The sequence below is a fragment of the Bacteroidota bacterium genome (assembly GCA_016721765.1).
In the GTDB taxonomy this organism is placed as follows: domain Bacteria; phylum Bacteroidota; class Bacteroidia; order UBA4408; family UBA4408; genus UBA4408.
In genome coordinates this window covers 2,093,143-2,112,160 of sequence record JADKHO010000001.1, presented here as the reverse complement: position 1 = coordinate 2,112,160, position 19,018 = coordinate 2,093,143, and the positions used below count along the sequence as shown (strand labels likewise).

Here is a 19,018-nt window from a genome sequence, read left to right as displayed (position 1 = left end):
AGCGCCCTTATTTTATGATGGTTATTTTTTTGTTCGAAGATGCATGCCCATTATTTACTCTACACAGGTATGCACCAGCTGGGAGATAGCTTAAAGACAAATTTTGCCGGCCGCTATTTATTTTTGCCTTTAAAACTTCTTTGCCTTCTGTATTAAATAGTTGCAAATTAGCAGCCTCACTTTTTTCATAGTCTGCGGTCTTGACGCTTAGGATTGCTGTGTTCGGATTAAAATAAATTTGAGCTAAAAAAAGTTCAGCTGGCAATTGATTTTGTGATTGACGATTATAAGCAACCGTATCGCGCCATACATTTTTTAAAGTGCTGTAATTAAACCACATAAAGCCTGCAATATCTTGCCTAAGTGTGTCGATTGTATCTAGAGTACTTCCTGTATTTTTATATTCCCAATTATTGCTAAATCGCTTATTATCTGTAATAGAAGATTCTAATTGTTCCATATATAAATTCTCAAATTCAAACATCGTCATTCCATTTGCTAAGCCCTTTCCAAAAAAATCATCTCCCCATTCTGATGTATCAGGAGGTACTTCGGTATTGAATTTTAAAGTATCAAAGCACTGTTTATACTCACCAATTGTTGCCGCTGAAAAAAGTGGCATTAGTTTATGTCTGTCATTTTCATTTAAATCGTTTGGCCAATCGGCTAATTTAGTGTGTATATTACCCGTTTTATTTATCATTTTGGGATAATCAAGATCATCCCAAGCACGGTAGTCACTCATTAAAACCCTATTAAACGCTCTAGCAATATACTGTGCTTGCATACTGATTGGAAGCATGTTTTCTGCAGCTAAATCACCAGGATTTGCTGGATATGATCGATTTGCATCTTCATCAGCTGGTGCTAACCTCCATTCTAATTCCATTTTCATTGCGTTGCACATGTGTCCATACACATAAATCATTGCTTGCGATATTTGAAAAAAAGCATTCCAACCTCCCTTCTTACCGGTTATACCTGTTGAGTCTGCGTTTTTATAGGTACTATAATCCCAATATTCATACTCTAAACTCATGTAATCAAATAAATATTTGGGTGAAGCCGGTGCAACGGTGCTGGTGCGTGAGGTACAACCAACACAGCCATTGGCAATAGTAGAATCGCGTACCCAATAACTGTACTGATATACGCGTAATACCTGCTTTAGCATTTCGGCCAATTCATAAGGAGCCGGGCACTCTTCAATGGTACAGCTTGGTCCGGGATTTAAATAACCATAATCAGGAAATGAACCGGAAGCAATTGAATTTGGTGCACCCTTACCCAAACTAATACAAGTGCTATCCCAAGGAAGTGTTGGCTCCTCCCAAAAAAAATCAGATGTAACAAAAGTTCCAAAGTTTGTTTGACTTTCCAAAAACTCTTTGTTCGAGATTACTATTCCTACCTTAATTCCATTATCATGCATTACCTGCAAAAATCGTTTTACAGCATCAAAAAATACAAAATTTCCTACTATCGGGTTTGGGTCGCCGGTTGTATACTTTTTTCCTAATGAATATACAGCTACATAATTTATGTATCGTGTGTTACAAAACTCAATCAATCCGCACATTTTTGGTGTTTTACCACAATCGGTGGAGTCATAAACATTAGCATTTCGGAATAGCTCCAATATTAATTCATCTCCACAGCTCACATACATGCCACGCAAGGTGGAATCATGATTTGAATTTAAGGGTGGTGGAGCACTTTGGGAATGTACCATGTTACAATTTAGAAGAACGGACAGAACAACCAATACGCAACTAACTGATATTGAATTTTTTAGATCGGGGGGGGGGGGGTAAGGTTAATTAATTTCCAATTTTGTGCCCTTGAGAAAAATGATTTCATAGTTGAGAAATTTAAGGGGTGAGTATTCTATTTATCTATAACAAGGATAGTCAATATTTTAGATAACTAAAAATTAAAAATCAAACAAAATCAAAAACAAAAAGCCCACTGTATTTGAATACAGCAGGCCTTTATAAAATTAAACCTATTTCTTAATGTGATTCAGTTGGAGCAACTGCATCTTTTACAGGAGCTTCAGCCGGTGTAGGATCTGGTTTCACAACTCCTTTGATTTTAATAACTTTTGAAGGAGTTTTTGCATTGGATGTTACCGTTACAGTTTTTTCAAATTGCCCAACACGGTCAGTTGCATAGTGCACTTTAATTGAACTGGTTGCTCCCGGCTTAATTGGTTCTTTTGGCCAAGTTGGAACAGTACATCCGCATGAACCTTGGCAATTGGTGATAATTAAGGGTTCTTTACCGGTGTTTTTAAATTTAAACTCACGGTTTCCATCTGCATTGTGCTCAATTGTACCGTAATCGATTGTTTCAGTTACGAATGCAATTTCAGCTGCATTTGGATTTGCTGCTGCATCAGCAGGTTTTGCTGCTTCCTGTGCGTTTGCTGCAAATACACTGCAAACTACCACAGCCATCGATAAAATTACTTTTTTCATTTGTTTGTTGTTTTTAATTGTTGGTTTGTTGTTTATTTATTTTTGATTATTTCATTTCAAATGGACTGCCATCTGCTGATTTCTTGCCCGGAAAAGTTTCTTCCTGCGGCTCCTCTTGCACAACTCCCTTAATGTTAATAATCTTTGAAGGAGTTTTTGCATTGGATGTTAAGGTTACGGTCTTTGTGAAAGGGCCTACTCTTTTTGTATCATAAGTTACTTTTATCACGTTTCCCTGTCCCGGCAGTATTGGTTCTTTTGGCCAGGATGGAACAGTGCATCCACATGAGCCCTGCGCATTACTAATGATCAATGGCTCCTTACCGGTGTTTTTAAATTTAAATTCATACGTCCCATTGGCGCCTTGTTTTATGGTACCATAATCATGGGTTTCATTTTCGAAGGTAATTTCTGCAGCGTTTGGATTTGGAGCAGGTGCCGCATTTTCTTGGGCAAACCCTTTTAATCCAATTCCCGAAATAAATAAGCTTAGAAGTATTAGTTTTTTCATTTTAATTAGGTTTTAAACTTGTTTTCGCAAATCTAAAAAATCTGTTTCATTTTCGCAGGATTAAAATTTAGCTAAAATCGTGCCAAAAAACATAATTTTTATCTCCAAATTCATATTTTCGAGTCGAGCGAGTATCGCCTTCCCACTATATTTATAAATTTGCATCTTATTTTTTGAAACCTATTTATGGAAATCCCTAAAACCTACGCTCCTAAGGATATTGAAAACAAGTGGTACAGCTACTGGTTGGAAAAACAATTTTTTAAATCCACACCCGATGCACGCGAACCTTATACCATTGTTATACCTCCACCCAATGTTACCGGTGTGTTGCATATGGGACACATGCTAAACAATACTATTCAGGATGTGTTAATCCGTAAGGCGCGCATGCAGGGAAAAAACGCTTGTTGGGTGCCGGGAACCGACCATGCTTCTATTGCCACCGAAGCCAAAGTAGTGGCCTTATTAAAAGAAAAAGGAATTCAAAAATCCGACCTCAGCCGCGAAGATTTTTTGAAACACGCCTGGGAATGGAAGGAAAAATATGGGGGAATTATACTCGAGCAACTAAAAAAACTCGGAGCTTCCTGCGATTGGGACCGCACCCGCTTTACCATGGAAGCGGATTTAAGTGAAGCCGTAATTGATGTTTTTATTGATTTGTACAACAAAGGTCAAATTTACCGTGGCGTACGAATGGTAAATTGGGATCCTCAGGGATTAACAGCAGTAAGCGATGAAGAAGTAATTCACAAAGAAGTTAATTCAAAACTTTATTACGTAAAATACAAAATTGAAGGAAGTGCGGACGAATGGATTACCATTGCTACCACCCGTCCTGAAACCATTTTGGGGGATACTGCAGTATGTGTGCATCCGGAGGATGAACGGTATAAAAATCTAAAAGGAAAGTTTGCAATCATCCCCATGGTAAACCGCAAAGTGCCTATCATATTCGACGATTACATTACCATGGAATTTGGTACCGGTGCTTTAAAAGTTACACCGGCACACGATATTAATGACTACAACCTTGGTGTGAAGCATAAGCTCGAAGTAATTGACACCATTGCTGCCGATGGTAAAATGAGTGCTGCCGCGCAATTTTATATCGGAGAGGACCGCTTTACCGTGCGCAAAAAAATTGCGAAAGACCTCGAAGAAATGGGGCATATCGTGAAAGTGGAGGACATCAAAAACAAAGTAGGTTACTCCGAACGCACCAATGCTGTAATTGAACCCAAATTATCCCTGCAATGGTTCTTAAAAATGGATACCATTTCGAAACCTGCCTTGGAAAACGTGCTAAATGGTGAGATAAAATTAATTCCCGATAAATTTATCAATACCTATAAGCACTGGATGGAAAATGTACACGATTGGTGCATCAGCCGTCAGTTGTGGTGGGGACAACGCATTCCGGCCTGGTACGATGATAAAGGAAATACAGTAGTTTGTAAAACCAAAGAAGAAGCTTACGAAAAGATAAAAATCCTTAATCCTAAATCCTTAATCGAAAATCTGAAACAAGATGAAGATGTTTTAGATACTTGGTTTAGTTCCTGGCTTTGGCCGATAAGTGTTTTTGACGGCTTTAAAAATCCCGAAAATGCTGATATAAAATATTATTACCCAACGAATGATTTGGTGACCGCTCCTGAAATATTATTTTTTTGGGTGGCACGTATGATTATTGCCGGTTATGAATACCTTGGAGAAAAGCCTTTTACCAACGTGTATTTAACAGGAATTGTGCGCGACAAACAAGGTCGCAAGATGAGTAAATCTTTAGGAAACTCACCCGACCCTCTTGATCTAATTGAAAAGTACGGTGCTGACGGCGTTCGCGTGGGAATGCTCTTGTCTTCACCCGCCGGTAACGATTTACTTTTTGACGAATCTTCCTGCGAACAAGGAAGAAATTTTTCGAATAAAGTATGGAATGCTTTTCGTCTGGTAAAAGGTTTGGAAATTGATGAAAAGAAAACCACTTCTGAAAGTAATAAAATTAGTATAAATTGGTTTGAAGCTCGCTTTAATCAACAGTTAGAAAGTCTTACCGATTTGTATGGTAAATACCGCATGAGCGAAGCCCTAATGGTAACTTACAAGTTAATTTGGGATGACTTTTGTGCATGGTATTTAGAGTTAGTTAAACCGGAATTTGTGGATGGCAAAGCTTTACCAATAGATGCTTTTACTTATAACGCAACGCTTGATTTTTTTGAAAAAATCCTAAAAGTACTCCACCCATGGATGCCATTTGTAAGTGAAGAAATTTGGCATTTGCTTAAGGAGCGAAAAGAAAACGAATGCCTCATTGTTGCTGCATGGCCTATTAACGGAGAGATGCAGCCTGATTTGTTGAAGGATGCGGAGAAAATTTTTGAATTGATTGCACACATAAGAAATTTCAGAAGCGCTAAACAAATTTCACCCAAAGTATCCTTAAAACTTTTTGTAAAAAAGCATACAGCTGCCGGAAAATCCTTTGAAAAACATTTCGATGCTTTTGGAAACGCACTTTCAAAATTGTCAAATATTTCGGAAATAGCTCATGCCGAAAAAGCTGAAAATTTAATTTCTGTTTTTATCTCAGACACACATGAATTTTTTATTCAAGCCGAAGGCGCTGTGGACAAAGACAAAGAACGTGAATCACTTCTTAAAGATCTAGATTACAGCAAAGGTTTTTTAAAATCCGTTGAAGCAAAACTATCAAACGAAAAGTTTGTAGCAAATGCTAAACCGGAATTGGTTGCAAGCGAAAAAAAGAAACAAGCGGATGCTATTGCAAAAATAAAAGCTATTGAAGAGCAGCTGCTAAGTCTGGCGAATTAAAACGGAATTATTTTTTTAAAAATTGTCCCAACTTGGATAAGGGTTTCATGAGTAGCGTATAGAATTTCGGTTTGACACTATTCAATTCCCAAGCTAATTTGTCTTCTCGATTTGCTTTAATACGGTTCATGAGCGTTACATTGCTTTTTCCGCCAACACGCATCCTCACTAGCACTTGTGGAATATAAGCAGTTTTAATTTTATGCACGTGAATCATCCGCAACATCAATTCATAATCAGCTGCCGATTTTAGTTTTAAATTAAAAACGCCATACTTTTTATAACATTCATTTTTTATAAAGAAGGTGGGATGTGGTGGCATCCAACCACTGTTAAACATACCTTCTTTGTAATTTCCGGCTACCCAATGCCGAGTAACCTTATCGGGATTTTCGCGTGAAACGTACTGCAAATCACCATACACACAATCACATTGGCTTGTTTTGAATGTATTAATAACAGTAGCTATTACTGTATCATCCACATAAAAATCATCTGAATTAAGCACGGCAACAATTTCGCCTGTAGCGAGATGCACTCCTTTATTAATAGCATCGTAAATGCCTTTGTCAGGTTCAGAAACTACCTTTGCAATTTTATTTTTATACCGTCCAATAATTTCAAGCGTCCTGTCCTTTGAACCTCCGTCAATTAATATGTATTCAATATCCGGATAACTTTGATTAATTACTGAAAGAATAGTATCCTCAATGGTTTCTGCACTATTATAACATACCGTAACGATAGAAATCTTCATAATTATTAGGCCAATGCTTGTGTATATATCTCTTCCATGCGCTTGGTATACACATCCATATCGTGCTCTTTTAAAATCCGTTGCATGGCTTTCTCTCCCTTTTGCCTGATAATACCGGGGTTGTTTAAAGCTTCCAAAACAAATGCGTACAATTTTTCTTCCACCACTGCACTAAATGTTATTTTCTGATCAGGCTCCTTCGGCAAGGAACGTCCATCTTTAAATAAAGGTACATCAATCATCCAGCCCACTTCATTGTTATTTATTTCAGGAAGTGCTCCTCCATTGGTAGAAATTACCGGGCATCCAAATGCTTGACATTCCAACACAAAATATCCATAGGTATCGTCGTAAGTGGGCAATAAACCAATGTCAGTTTTCAGCAATATTTCCATTACAGCTTCATTGGGAATAGCACTGTAATGGCTTATGTGTTCATACTTATTAATAATTGTCAAAGCTTTTGTTTGATCCTCCTTTGTGGCCAAGGAGGCATAATCACCATAATCTAAACTCGAAATAATATTGAGTTTTACATTCCTTCCTTCTTTAAACAAACGCTCAAAAACATGCAAGACCTCCATGCCGCCTTTTCTAAAAAAATCGGCACCCACTATAGTAAAGACAGTGAAATCAGGGTCTTTCTTTTTTTCCTCCCAGTGCTGTATCATTAATTTTTGTGGGGGATGCAAGACAATAATTTTACTTAAAATTTCATTTTGATACTTGCCATATTCCTCTAAGTAGCGGACTTGAGAACGGTAAGCATAATCACTAATTGCTATCAGCTTTTTACAACTTTTATGCGCCACTCTTTTTAACACATAATTGATGTACCAGTTTTCTTTTGGCTCCTCCCCGGGATGATGTGCGTCTCTGGGTAAGTAACGCTCGAAAGTGGTTAACCAGGGCTGATTTCCCATATTGATGGCATTAAAAAAATGCAACAATTGGTACTTATTTAATCCAAAATCACAAAACAGATTGGTTAAAAAGGGATGTGGTTTCTTTTTTATACGCCAATACAAATGTGCCGGAAAACGCACAAAATCAATCAGCTTTTTTACCTCGTAATTTTTTAAAGGAATGCCTGCAAATAAACGCTTCTCAGCATAATTTAAGCTGTGCGTTCTTACTACAATTCGTGTATTCGAATCAGACATTTCTAGGTTAAAAATTAGTTCTTTTCGAATTGCATTTTCCGTTCTCTCAACTTTTGTGCAGGATTACCTTGATACACCCAATATGCTTCAAGATTACTTGTTGCTATGGAGCCAACTGCTAATACTGCATGCGAATGACAGGTTACTCCGGGACATACCACCGACTTTGCTCCAATCCAAACACCTTCCTCGAGCAAAATTTTGCCAATCTCCAAATCAAAGGTCGGCTTTTTATAATTGTGATTGCCACAAAGCAAGAATGCACCTTGCGAAATGCAAACATTCGATTCAATATTTACTTCCGCCAAGTTATCAATCCACACATTTTCTCCTATCCAGCAATTATCTCCGATGCTTAGCAACCACGGATACTTAATGTTCACAGACGGTTTTATTATCACTCCTTTCCCAATCCTGGCGCCAAATAGCCGCAATAAAAAAAGTTTAAATCTATTGAAAGCAAAGAGCGGATTAATAAAAAAAGCCACATTCATACAAAACCAAAGCAAACGCTTTATGATTCCCGCTTGTGGCGAATACCATGAATTCGAAAACCGAGATAAATCCGTTTTAACCATATTATGCATTGACTTCGAACAAATTTAAGTTTTGTTTTAAAACTTCAGGGTTATTCACGAATTCTTTTCCAAAATTATAAGCCGCAAGCGACCACTTCGCAAACTCATCACCATCTAGCGCAGCCATTTGCTCGATTGCATTTACGAATGACGCTTTATCATTTAAAGATACGTCAAATCCCAAACTCCTGTTTTGAAGATCCTTCCATGGTGTTTGGTCACTAATCAAAACAGGGCTCCCAGCTACCAAAGATTCCAAAATAATGTGTCCAAAATTCTCGCCCAAAGTGGGCATAAATAGGGCGTGATAACTCTGAAACACCTCATTAACTTTGCTGCTTTCGATACTATCTTTATAGGTAACCTTAATATTTGAAGGCATTTGCGCAATCAGCAATTTACATTCTTCGTAATATGCTTCAGCGTAAATCGGACCATAAAAATCAAACGCAACATTCGCTTTCACTTCACGCAATATTTCCAATGCAAACTTTAAGTTCTTTTCAGGTGCGATGCGTGCAATGTTTACCAGCTTTATACTTCCCGAAACTTTTTCTCGTTTTGAAAAGTGGTGTGGTGCGGCCTTTTTGGGCAGATTTGCTGCGAGTACAATCTTTGATTCCTTGCCCATTACCCTTTTAATATCGCTCACTTCAGCAACAGTGCTGGCCTGAAATGTAACGTGCTTAAATAATCCCAAGCGTTTTGACACCTGAAGAAAAATTGATTTCTTCGTTTTTTTCACTGCTATAGCACTCTCAGCAAGCATTCCTCGGGTGGCAACTACAACTCTTTTGGCAACAACATTTCGAAGATAAAAGAGGGGAAGAATTGAAAAATAAAAGGAGTACACTCCATTGATGTAAACAAAATCAAATTTCGTTTCTACGCATATTTTTTTTATAAAAACACGGTTCAATGAAGCAGTAGAAACATAATACACTTGAGTTCCATTATCCAAAATATTCCACGCATCAGACACAATTCCTTCATAGGGTTTGGTTTCGCAATAATCCGTGTCTCTCGTTACTATATAAAATTCGAATTCAGCACTTAAGTGATCCACCAAATTGGCGCATGATTGTATTGGACCGCCTGCACGGAAACCGGGAAGGTACCAATCAATAAAAACAAGAATCCTTTTTTTTGCAGGCATTAATCTTCAATATTGTTTTGAATCAGCCAATCCTCAAGCACTACCAAATACCAAATGCGGCTCCAAGTAATGCGCACATCGTCGGCCAAAAATGCATTCCACAAATTTAGAATTTCGGTTTTGTGAAAAGAATTACGCGCGCTTAAGGATTGCATGCGTTCTTCGCAAAATTGCTTCATTTCATTTTTCATCCAATGTTTCCAAGGCAGCGTGAAGCCCATTTTAGGGCGATTTACAATTTCTGCCGGAAGGAGTGGTCCTAGCGCATCAATCAATAATTTTTTAGGTGTGCTGGGGTATTTATAAGCATCGCTAAGTGATAACACATATTCAACCAAGTGATAGTCGAGAAAGGGTACACGCACTTCAAGGGCACTTGCCATACTCATTTGATCGGTATCACGTAAAAGCACATTTTGCATGTACGTACTAATCTCGGCCACCGAAACTTTACTCAATTCCGAATCAAAACGATTTAACTGCAAACCATTTAATATTTCTGAAACAGCATTTACAGGAAGTTGAGGCATAGCCACCAATTGTGCTATCTTTTCTTCCAACATTACTTGTCGGGATAGTGGGTAAGTACTTTCAAAATTAAACTCCTTTAAAGCTAGTAATTCTGCTATTTTATCGGATGCGATTCCTGCCTTGAAGGTTTGTAATAAAAGTGCCGGAACCCTTTTCGCGAAAGCCGGAATACTTGCTAACCATTTATAATTTTGCAATTTCAAGCTACGCTTAAAAATATCATAGCCTGCAAATAACTCATCACCTCCCAAGCCCGATAAAGCCATAGTAATGCCTGAATTTTTTGTAACTTTTGAAACAATGTATGTATTAGGGCCATCACCACTTGGATGATCCATGGCACGCAGGGCGGATGGCAATTCTTGCATAAAATACTCGGCTGTAAGCTTAATCTCGTGATGGTCGGTCTTAAATTTATCAGCAACCATTTGGGCATACTTTGCTTCGCTAAATTCGCGTTCATCAAAGCTAACCGAAAATGTTTTTACGGTTTGTGATGAAGCTTTGCTCATTAATCCTACCACTGCACTCGAATCAATACCTCCACTTAAGAATGCCCCAAAAGGAACATCTGCAATCAACCGTCGTTGAACCGATTTAAAAAGCAAGTCATATACTTCCTCGCAAACTTGTTTGTATGATTTTGGCGCATTTTCAGTTGCCTTATCGGCATTCAACTGCCAATATTTTTTAGCTTCAATTACAGTTTTACTTTCTGTATTAATTAATAAATAACTGCCCGGCATCACCATTTTAACACCTTCAATAATTGTTTGTGGTGCATGCACTGTTTGATACCTTAAATAATCTACTAAGCCCGATTTATTTAGCTTTCGCGGAATTAATCCGCTTGAGAGCAGTGATCGAATTTCAGATGAAAAAATGTGCGTGCCATTATTTTCGTAATAATACAAGGGTTTAATGCCTAATCGATCGCGTGCTATAAAAACTTCCTTCTTTAAGCTATCCCAAATGGCAAAAGCAAACATCCCATTAATGTGCTCGAGGCAATTAACTCCCCATTTATGGTAGGCAGCCAATATCACTTCCGTGTCACTCGCAAATTTAAATTCGTAAGGGTTAGCATCTTGCAAGAGTTGCGCTTTTACTTCTCGATAATTATAAAATTCACCATTGTACACAATCTGGTAGCGCTCATTGGCTCCCGACATAGGTTGATTTCCGGCGGCACTTAAATCGATGATAGAAAGTCGGCGGTGACCAAGTGCAACATTTACCTCCGTAAAAATGCCATCGTTATCAGGTCCGCGATGCGCCATTGCGGCATTCATGGCTCCAATTACCTTGTATGCTTGTTGTTTGTCAGCAATTCCAACTACGATATTTATTCCGCACATACGGTTTATTTTTTATACACTGAGTAAATTGTTTCCACCCATTTTTGAGGTGTTATTTTAAGCGCCAATTCAGCACTCAAATCGCTCATAGCATTTTTGCTTTTATCAGAAAGCTGCATCATCTTTTTCATGGCCCTTTTAATCTCGGGAATGTTACCACCGGTAAATGAAAAACCGTTCTCCCCTTCTCTCAAAAAATTACTGATGGATCCAACTTCCTTACTTAGTAGAAGTGGAAAACCTGCTGCAGCATACTCATGCACAACAACCGCCCATGGCTCAAATTTGCTCGGTAAAACAATGATACCGGTTTGAGCAATATACTTTTTCTGTGCTTCGAGTTGAACAAAGCCAAAGTGTTTAATTTTGGGATGTACCAAAGGTGTTAAATCGCCGGTTCCAAAACACCAAAGCTCCCATTCGCTTGGGGATTCAGCTTGCAACTCAACGAATGCTTTCCATAATTCTTGAATTCCTTTAAAATCGTAATAACGCCCCACATAAATAAATCGCTTGGGAAATTTTTTTCTTTTCGATTCCTTGTTGTCTAGGTATTGCTGGTAAAAAAAATCCACATCTGCGGCGTAAAGTCCGGGAAGAATATGAGCTTTATCGAAGCCTAATTTGAGTGCATATTTATATTGCTGTTCACCCGGAACAAAACAATGGCTGAAATATTTTTTTATGGTAAACGGACTTACCATCGAAGCAATGTGCTGCTTTAAACTCCCTTTCCATTTGTTGTCGAATGCCGTAATAACAGGAATTGATTTACGATACTGCTTACAAATTTTAACATAGTCTTTATCCATCCAACCGCTGCAATAAATAACATCCGGCTGAATCGCAGCAACAAATTTTTTCAATTTTGGGAGGGTAAATTCCTCCTTCTGACGCACCACAATATTATCGGGAAAAGAAAACTCAAAAGGGGCTTCTTTATTTACCGGCCAGCGCACCACATATAGCTCAACCGATTTTGATGCAGCAAGCAATTTCATGCAGGCTAACATATATCCGGCTAATTCAGAATAGAGAAACAGAAATTTACCTGGTTTTGTCATGCGGTTTATTAGCGAGGGACAAATCGTTGAGGATAAAAATCTGGAATTTCTTCTGGCAATTCTTGCTTTCCCCTATTAAATTCTTTTGTAGCCACGGATGCAATAACTAATATCATTATCAGATTTATGGTATACGGATTTAGTGAAGAAGCCAGCCAGGATTCAAAAAATATTTGAAATAGCAAAGCATACATAATTGGAATAGTTACATGCGTTTTTTTAAACGATCGAATAAACTCGGAGATTAAAGCAAATAAATAAAAGAACAATCCCACCAATCCGGTTTCCAACCATAGTGTGAGGTAGGAATTGTGCGCATTACCTTGATGCCCCTTAACACTTAGGCTCTTCTCATTCACATGGAACAAAATATCGGTATACGAAAATCCACGTCCAAAAAATATGTTCTTTTGAATTTCCTCCCATGCAAAACTCCATGCGATGATGCGTCCGGAGGCTGTGTTTATCGTTTCTAAACGAATATACTTCTCGAGGTTCAACGCATTCACTATTAATGCAAAGTTATCTTCAAAAAGTTGATAGGATAAAATAATCAAGAGAAATACAATGAAACCAAGAAAGGACGACATTTTATAAAAATAATTAAACAGCATAAAAATTCCCATTGCCAAAATGGAGCTGCGTGCGCCTGAAAGAAACACCGAAAAGAAAATGACTAAATAAATAAAAAGATATTCCCTTTTAGTAAAACAATCCGGATACAAATTTTTAATGGTAGATAATAGCAAAAATATCATCATACAATAAATTCCCAATCCATTGGGATTTCCAAGTAAACCACAATATCGTTTTGCGAAAAAAACTAAATCGTAGGAAACAAAAACAAAAACTAATCCTACCAATAACACCAAGCAAGCGAGCATGATAAGCGAATGAAAGAACCGCTGTGCATCTTCGTAATACAGCTTTATTACATAATTAGGTACTACTGCCAGCAATAAAAAATAAGACAATGTTTTTTGAAGTGCGAGCCAAACATCCGGCGAGTCCATATCACAATATACCGCTACCAAAAGAAATGGAAGAAAGCGCTGATAAAACGTATTAGAAACTGCAAAACTTTTTCTATCTAAAAATAAGAAGATACCCAAAAACACAATGTATACCTCTTTGACACCTGCTGCCCACATCATTTCATAGTGCCTGCTATCGCTAAATATCAGCACCAAAAAAAATCCAAGAAATAAGTACATTATTTGATTTTGAACCTTCAGCAAAACAATACTCAAAGGCAAATAAATATATATAGCAGGTCCAAAATAAATTCCAACAATTGTCCAACTGATAACTAAAAATAGAAACAAAAACTCCTCCTTAATAAATCTAATCACGTATTTAATGTTTTTTCAAAATTATAAAATTCTTTAACGCTTGCTACTATTTGACGCACTTGCTGGATGCTTAATTCAAAATACATCGGAAAACGAACCAGACAATTACTGTAGCGGATGCATTCATTTAAACTTTGGGGAATAACCGTATTTCGCTGAAAGGGTGCTAAATGCAAAGGCAAATAATGCCCAAGGGCCTGAATTTCATTACCATTCAAATGCAACAGCAACTGCCCTCTCTCCTCGGCACTCTTGCATAACAAATAAAACAAATGTGCATTATGGTGTGCAAAATCGGGAATAAAGCAGTTATTCATCCTATTGCTATCTATCAATGGCTGCATTAAGCTGGCATACTCATTCCACAAAGCGATTCTTTTGCTCTGAATACTTTCAATTTGTTGAAGTTGCGCGTAAAGAATTGCAGCGGTAATATCAGACGGTAAATAAGATGAACCAATATCCATCCAGTTGTATTTAGCTATTTCTCCGCGAAAAAAAGCTGCACGATTTGTTCCCTTTTCCCATATTATTTCAGCACGGTCGAAAAACTTGGTGTCATTTATAACCAACATTCCACCTTCTCCGGAACTAATATTTTTTGTTTCATGAAATGAAAATGCCGCAAAATGACCAAAGCTTCCCAAGGGCTTGTCCTTATAAAAAGCATGTATTGCATGCGCTGCATCCTCCACCAAATAAAGTTTGTACTTATGCGCAAGCTCAACTAGCGCTTCCATATCGCATGCAACACCGGCATAATGCACAACAACAATTGCTCTTGTTTTTGGTGTAATTAAAGTCTCGAGTCGACTAACATCGATATTGGGATTTCTTGATGAGCTGTCTGCAAATACAATATTAGCCCCGCGCAACACAAATGCATTTGCAGTAGAAACAAATGTAAATGAAGGAACAATAATCTCATCCCCTTCTTTAATATCCATAAGCAAAGCTGCCATTTCGAGCGCTGCAGTGCAGGAAGTAGTGAGAAGCACTTTCTGAAAGCCGTATTTATCCTCAAAAAAACGATGGCATTTTTGAGTATATGCTCCATTCCCGGAAATTTTCATGGATGAAACTGCCTCCTTTATATTTTCCAGTTCTGTCCCAACAAAAAAAGGCTTGTTAAAAGTTATCATGCGCTAATTGGAGCATAAAAGTAGCATTAATTTTCGCTCACGATTCGATTAAAAGTAATGAAAGCATGCGTCAATGCACATTTTTGTTTTCCTAGGCTCAAAAGCTACAGTTTAATTTTTTTTTGGATATGATAAAGCGGGCGCTGTTGCACTTCTGTATATATGTTGGCCACATAGCGTCCAATAAATCCTAACACTAGTAAATTGAGGCTTCCAAAGAAAAAAATAGCTAAAATAGTGGATGTATATCCGGGAAGTATATGCCAATAAAAATACTGATAAAGCTTATAAATTGACGCAATTGAGGTTGCAATAAATGTAAAAAGACCTACATAAATGGCTGCATTCAAAGGTGCTTTGCTAAAACTAATCAGCAAATCCAACATCAGCGCAAATCGAGTAAAAAAACCATAATGACTCCTTCCCACTTTACGCTTTTCATTTTCAACTTTAATCACACTGGATGTAAATCCAATATCATTCACAATTCCAACAACAGTTCGACAGCGCTCGCGATAAGAGTTAAAATGATTCAAAAAATCCTTTGTCATAATTTTCATCATGAGCTGATGGGGAACAACTTTAACTTTAAAAATCTTCGCTAAAGTCCACCAAAAAACAGCAGAACTAAACTTGTCAGACCATGAATTACGTGTTGTTGATGTCGTATACACAAGATCATATCCTTCTTTAATACGCTGATACAATGCAGGAATTTGATCGGGAGGGTTTTGTAAATCTCCGTCCATAATTAGTACAAAATTACCTTTGGCACATTCCATTCCGGCGCTCATGGCTATTTGCTGACCATAATTACGGCTTAGGCCAATTCCTTTTACGTGCGGGTAGTGCTCCGACATTCTTTCAACTTCACTTCCACTCTTATCGTTGCTTCCATCGTTCACCAAAATAATTTCATACTCAACTTGCATTGGGTTCACATGCATGCATATCTGCTCACAAAGTGACTGCACCAAAGCAGCATCGTTATAAATTGTAGCAACTATTGATAGCTCCATGTGTGACTTCATTTGAGTGTTCCACCCAATTTAATTGCGCAAAACCAATACTCAGCTTTCCCAAATATGCTCATTAATTTTATCATAAGAAACATGTGCAATTAAATCGAGAATTGAAACAGGTGAAGCAAATGGTTGTTCAAATTGTTTGTAAGGCTTATAATCCGGATACTTTTTAAAGGTCAACAAAATATTATTTGAAGAAAATAGTGTTGAATAATCTGCTAAATATATTGATGCACCAGGTCCTGTTATATATTCGTTTGCTCCCAACCGTTGCAACAAGGAAAGCAAACGCTCCACCCTATTTCCTTCCAGATTAAAATCAACTGAATTTTTGAACTGTGTGTGTATTCCAATTTTACTGCTAATTCTTGTTATCAAATATTGATTTAGTTCGCTGAGTGTTTGCCAATTATTTTTCACCAAATAATCTTCCATTAATTCTTCCAGTTGAAAATAAAAAGGGGCGGATTGATATCCATTTTGAAGCGTTTTGAAATGTAATTTTTGCCAGTTTGAGTTTAATTTCACTTCACTTATTTTTTGTTTCGTTGCTTCCGCTGATATCGGAATCGTTAACCATTGCAATCCATTCTTGGTATAGATTTTATTTCGGTTACGCCAGTCGTTTTTGGTGTACTGCACTTCGTCATAAAACACAAATACATCCGCATCGTGAATCAGGTCAAAATAACCTTTCCAGGGAATATAGTTGGATTGTAGAATTACTACTTTCAATTTAACCTAAATGAAGGGGTTGATGCAATATGTGTAAGGGATTTCCAATGGCATGGGTATTATCGGGCAATGATTTAGTGACAACCGAGCCAATCCCAATTCTGCAATTGTTACCGATTTCTACACCGTTTGCTACCACACATCCACTCCCAATAAAAGTAGTATCGCCAACAATAACATTTCCGGATATTACGGCTCCCGGCGAAAGGTAAGCACATGCTCCAATTGTGGAATCGTGCGATACGATTACGGAATTATGCAGCACAGCTCCTGCTTTCACCCACACATTTGCATCAATATTTACGAAAGGGTAAATCATACAGCCTTCATCAATCCTACTCGAAGAGGCAACAAATGAACGAGGATGAATAAATTGAGGTAATTTTCGATGCTGTTGCAGTATTGACTGAACAATCTCATTTCTTTTTTGCAAGTGCAAATAACCCAAGCCCACATAAAAAGAAAAATCAGCGTAAGCCTCCTTCAAATAATCAGAAAATGCCTCGCCTATATTCGATTCTGCCAAAGCATCATCAAAATAAACTACTTTTTCCACCGAATGCACTTCGGATATGAAATGCTGAATTTGCTTTCCAAAATCTCCAAAACCTATGTATCCAACTTTCATGTTTGTAAGCTTTTAATTGAATTAGGAAGAAATCGAAAGCTCATGAATTGCCATCCAACACATTAAGCCAACTCCTATTTCGAGCGCAGCCTCATCTACATCAAAAGTGGATGTGTGCACATTGGCAACAATATTTTTTGATTTATTTCCGGTGCCTAATCTATAAAAGCAAGCAGGAGTTAACTGAGAATAAAATGCAAAATCCTCGGAAGTCATTCTTAATTCCAGATCAATTACATTTTCTTTACCAAGAAATTCTATTGCAGCGGCTTTACCTCTTTCGGTAACAGCAGCATCATTTACTAAAAACGGATAGCCCAATTCTACTCTAAAATCACAAGCTCCATTCATCTCTTTGGCAATTGTTTCAGCAATCTCCTTCATTCGCTTATGAGCATCTGCGCGCCAGGCTTCATCGAAAGTGCGGAAGGTACCTTCCATAAAAACTTTTTCAGGAATTACGTTGGTAGCTCCGGCGGCTGTTACTTTTCCAAAGGCCAAAACCGTTGGTATTACCTCCTTTTCAGAACCAATGTGTTGGTTTAATCCAAGCTTATCCGTCATAAATTCTTCTTGCAAAGCCAATAAAATTTTTGAAGCAATGAGCAAGGGATTATTGTAATGCGCCGGTAATGCAGCGTGTCCCCCCTTACCGGTAACGGTAAGATAAAGTTCATCTGCGGATGCCATATACATTCCGGACCGAAAACCTACTTGTCCATGCTCCAATTGAGGCGTAACATGTTGTCCCAAAATTGCACTTGGCTGCGGATTTTCAAGCACTCCTTCACGAATCATTAGTGAGGCGCCTCCCGGAAGTTTTTCTTCACCGGGCTGAAAGATAAATTTTACGGTCCCTTCAAACTCGTCTTTTAATTCGTTGAGAATTTTGGCAACTCCCAGCAAACAGGCAGTATGCACATCGTGCCCACAAGCATGCATCACACCAACATTAGTGGAACAATAAGGAACTTTACTTTCTTCTACTATTGGGAGTGCGTCCAAATCAGAACGCAATGCAATTACTTTTTTCTCCGGATTTTTTCCTTTCACCAATGCCACAATTCCGGTTTTCACCCAACCCGAAGTATACTCAACTCCATACTCCTTAAGCTTTTCACATACATAAGCAGAAGTTTCAAATTCTTGAAAAGAAAGTTCAGGGTGCGCATGGAGGTGCCTCCGAATCAAGCTTACTTCATGAAGCAGTTCATTGCTGCGCAATTTAATCTTTTCAAGAATATGTTTCATGAAGCGTGCGAAATAGAAATATAGTTAAATGTTGGGCAAAGGGTCAAGCGTGCAACAGATTGAACAATCAATTACTTTCCGAATATCATTCTCAATGACACAATGAAAATTAATATTCCGAATAACTTTTTTACAGTGTTTTGATCCAAAGCTAAGGCAGCTTTTGATCCAATATAACTTCCAACTAGAAAGGTACATCCGATAATTAAGGCTGCTTTAAAGTCGACATTACCGGCTTTATAGTAATTGTAAACTCCTAAAACGCCAACCGGCAGCATAAACAAAAACAAAGTGGTTCCTTGTGCGTGGTGCTGAGTATATCCCAGAAAAAAAACAAGTACCGGCACAATAATTATTCCTCCCCCTACTCCTACCAAGCCACTTAGCATACCGGCAGCTAAGCCAATGGCAAGTAAAATTAAAATTGCATTCATAGTTGTTTT

17 protein-coding genes are annotated in these 19,018 nt (G+C 37.8%); 1 reads left to right on the top strand and 16 read right to left on the bottom strand.

The genetic code is table 11. The features are described from left to right. Positions 1 to 7: 7 nt before the first annotated feature. From IPP32_07850 to IPP32_07840, 3 genes are all read right to left on the bottom strand, one after another. Positions 8 to 1,732: a T9SS type A sorting domain-containing protein gene (locus IPP32_07850; protein MBL0047990.1), complete on the bottom strand. Its 1,725-nt coding sequence runs from the start codon at positions 1,730 to 1,732 to the stop codon at positions 8 to 10. Positions 1,733 to 2,012: 280 nt separating this feature from the next. Beyond that, positions 2,013 to 2,480, bottom strand: coding sequence for a DUF1573 domain-containing protein (locus tag IPP32_07845; GenBank protein MBL0047989.1), 468 nt, complete (start codon positions 2,478 to 2,480; stop codon positions 2,013 to 2,015). A 46-nt stretch (positions 2,481 to 2,526) separates the two neighbouring features. Further along, positions 2,527 to 2,991, bottom strand: a complete 465-nt coding sequence (locus IPP32_07840) for a DUF1573 domain-containing protein (protein MBL0047988.1) — start codon at positions 2,989 to 2,991, stop codon at positions 2,527 to 2,529. A 186-nt stretch (positions 2,992 to 3,177) separates the two neighbouring features. Here IPP32_07840 and IPP32_07835 point away from each other — a divergent pair, with 186 nt between their 5' ends. After that, complete coding sequence (locus tag IPP32_07835; protein MBL0047987.1) at positions 3,178 to 5,835, top strand: valine--tRNA ligase; 2,658 nt, start codon at positions 3,178 to 3,180, stop codon at positions 5,833 to 5,835. A gap of 7 nt (positions 5,836 to 5,842) precedes the next feature. Here the strand turns inward: IPP32_07835 and IPP32_07830 are convergent, their stop codons facing one another. The 13 genes from IPP32_07830 to IPP32_07770 all read right to left on the bottom strand — a co-directional run bounded on the left by IPP32_07830 (position 5,843) and on the right by IPP32_07770 (position 19,009). Further along, positions 5,843 to 6,592, bottom strand: a complete 750-nt coding sequence (locus IPP32_07830; protein ID MBL0047986.1) for a glycosyltransferase — start codon at positions 6,590 to 6,592, stop codon at positions 5,843 to 5,845. A gap of 5 nt (positions 6,593 to 6,597) precedes the next feature. Further along, positions 6,598 to 7,755: a glycosyltransferase family 4 protein gene (locus IPP32_07825; protein MBL0047985.1), complete on the bottom strand. Its 1,158-nt coding sequence runs from the start codon at positions 7,753 to 7,755 to the stop codon at positions 6,598 to 6,600. Between the two features lie 14 nt (positions 7,756 to 7,769). After that, on the bottom strand, positions 7,770 to 8,333 hold the full coding sequence (wcaF, locus tag IPP32_07820; GenBank protein ID MBL0047984.1) for a colanic acid biosynthesis acetyltransferase WcaF: 564 nt from the start codon (positions 8,331 to 8,333) through the stop codon (positions 7,770 to 7,772). A 1-nt stretch (position 8,334) separates the two neighbouring features. Further along, positions 8,335 to 9,489 (bottom strand): glycosyltransferase, encoded by a 1,155-nt coding sequence (locus IPP32_07815; protein MBL0047983.1) that lies wholly within the window; start codon positions 9,487 to 9,489, stop codon positions 8,335 to 8,337. Further along, entirely contained in the window at positions 9,489 to 11,378 is a 1,890-nt protein-coding gene (asnB, locus tag IPP32_07810) for an asparagine synthase (glutamine-hydrolyzing) (protein MBL0047982.1), read from the bottom strand. Before asnB ends, IPP32_07815 begins: the two co-directional genes overlap by 1 nt. A gap of 5 nt (positions 11,379 to 11,383) precedes the next feature. After that, the gene (locus IPP32_07805) at positions 11,384 to 12,442 is read right to left on the bottom strand and encodes a glycosyltransferase (protein ID MBL0047981.1); all 1,059 of its coding nucleotides are present in this window, start codon (positions 12,440 to 12,442) and stop codon (positions 11,384 to 11,386) included. 8 nt (positions 12,443 to 12,450) lie between these two features. Continuing rightward, positions 12,451 to 13,794, bottom strand: a complete 1,344-nt coding sequence (locus IPP32_07800; GenBank protein ID MBL0047980.1) for an O-antigen ligase family protein — start codon at positions 13,792 to 13,794, stop codon at positions 12,451 to 12,453. After that, positions 13,791 to 14,936 carry a dTDP-4-amino-4,6-dideoxygalactose transaminase gene (gene rffA, locus IPP32_07795; GenBank protein ID MBL0047979.1) on the bottom strand — a complete coding sequence of 382 codons (1,146 nt, stop codon included), beginning with the start codon at positions 14,934 to 14,936 and terminating at the stop codon, positions 13,791 to 13,793. Before rffA ends, IPP32_07800 begins: the two co-directional genes overlap by 4 nt. A gap of 104 nt (positions 14,937 to 15,040) precedes the next feature. Then, entirely contained in the window at positions 15,041 to 15,955 is a 915-nt protein-coding gene (locus IPP32_07790) for a glycosyltransferase family 2 protein (protein MBL0047978.1), read from the bottom strand. A 51-nt stretch (positions 15,956 to 16,006) separates the two neighbouring features. Further along, a complete protein-coding gene (locus IPP32_07785) occupies positions 16,007 to 16,696 on the bottom strand; it encodes a WbqC family protein (protein MBL0047977.1) in 690 nt (229 codons plus the stop codon). Between the two features lies 1 nt (position 16,697). Beyond that, positions 16,698 to 17,324 (bottom strand): acetyltransferase, encoded by a 627-nt coding sequence (locus IPP32_07780; GenBank protein MBL0047976.1) that lies wholly within the window; start codon positions 17,322 to 17,324, stop codon positions 16,698 to 16,700. 21 nt (positions 17,325 to 17,345) lie between these two features. Then, positions 17,346 to 18,575 (bottom strand): amidohydrolase, encoded by a 1,230-nt coding sequence (locus IPP32_07775; GenBank protein ID MBL0047975.1) that lies wholly within the window; start codon positions 18,573 to 18,575, stop codon positions 17,346 to 17,348. 71 nt (positions 18,576 to 18,646) lie between these two features. After that, a complete protein-coding gene (locus tag IPP32_07770) occupies positions 18,647 to 19,009 on the bottom strand; it encodes a sulfite exporter TauE/SafE family protein (protein MBL0047974.1) in 363 nt (120 codons plus the stop codon). Positions 19,010 to 19,018 lie beyond the last annotated feature (9 nt).